Raw genomic sequence first — 1,541 nt, forward strand, 5'->3', positions numbered from 1 at the left:
AGGACCTCCATCTCGAAATAGTTCCGCTGCACGGTCGAAACAGCCTTGTCCGACCGGTACCAGACCGTCGAGCCATTCGTGCTCTTCACCCGAAGGCCATCCTCGCTCAGATCGCTGCTGCCCGGCCCAAAGGCCGTGGACAGTTTGGCAACCGACGCAGGATCCGCAACCGCGCGATCATTGCCTGTCACGTCCCCTGCAACCAGCAGATCATCCCCAGCCCCGCCATCAATGAGGACAACGCGTTCGTTGCCGATGATCACATCATTGCCGTCGGTGCCTTCGACTGTTTTCGTATTGAACGCCATGACTTGATTGGAATCAGCAATATAGGTGACCGCGCCGGTGACGGCAAAATCATTGCCCTGGCCGCTCTCATCCGTGCCAAGGGCGGCAGCATCACCATGATCCAGGTAGAAACCTGTAGCACCATAATCCACCGTTTGATCTGGGTTGACCGCTTCCCAGCCGCCAACGACATCGGCTTGTCCCAGGGTCAAATCCGAGGCGTCGTTAATGGTTGCCCCGTCCCGGAAGGAGACCTGGCCAATCTCGCCATCAAAATGATTGGCATCAGGCGAGCCCGCTTCCGACCCGATCCGATGTTCCTGGGCCAGGCCGATATTGCTTTTTTCCCAGTTCTGTACCGGTGGCTTGCTGCTGGAATGCTGGGTTGCCAGCACCCCGTCCACATAAATCCGAATCCTGTCCGCTGCATTAGTCTGCGACATGTCCCAGGCCACGGCAATATGCTTCCGTTTCTCCGTGTCAGTGAAGGTCATATCCGTCACCGCCGAATAGTAGGAAGCGGTGCTGTCCGACGGGTGCGACACCACCCACAGGCGGTTATCGCTGCCAAAACTGATATAGCCCAGGGGCGTCCCTGCCCCCCCATTGCGGCTGGAGAAGATGGCATCCCAAGTGCCGGTCGAGCCCCGCTTGACCCAGCTTTCGAACACCCATTGCTGCGTATTGCCACCTGTTTCAAAGGTCCGGCCCAGATAGCTGTCATTCCCATCAACAGAGATGGCCGAATTTGAAACCGGCATCTCTGAATCATCGCTTTCTATAGCAACCGTTGCCTGACTGGATAAACCACTCTGATCCTTGACCCGCCAGGTGAAACTGTCAGGCCCGTCCTGCCCCTCAATCGGTACGAAGCGGTATTGGCCATCCTCATTTGAGGAAACAACTTCATAGTCCTGGTTCGTTTCATTCCACCGGATCAGTTCAATTTTGCCACCTTTAACCAGCAGCACCCCGTCATCAGCATCCTTGATGCTGATGGTTAGCAATTCCTCACTATTCTGCTCAGCCAGATCCGCATCAGTCACACTGAGTTTATGGATGAAAGCTTCCGCCTGATTGCCAAAATAGACTTTGGCATCAACCGCCTGCGGTCCACTGTTGGCGGCCGTCAGGTCAATATCCGCACCAGCCGCAAACTCCAGTGTCTCGACACCCGTGACCGTATCCGTCGAACCGGCGGCATCGGTGATGGCATAAGAGCCATCGCCCTGATCCTGGATCACATAGTCGCC

Annotated in this window: 1 protein-coding gene; it reads right to left on the reverse strand. The window is 56.3% G+C overall.

The annotated features are described in order from the left end of the window. The coding region (locus DFP90_RS23035; protein WP_181905533.1) for a LamG-like jellyroll fold domain-containing protein at window positions 1-1,541 on the reverse strand (1,541 nt) is incomplete at both ends.

It is taken from the genome of Aestuariispira insulae (assembly GCF_003385955.1).
In the GTDB taxonomy this organism is placed as follows: domain Bacteria; phylum Pseudomonadota; class Alphaproteobacteria; order UBA8366; family Aestuariispiraceae; genus Aestuariispira; species Aestuariispira insulae.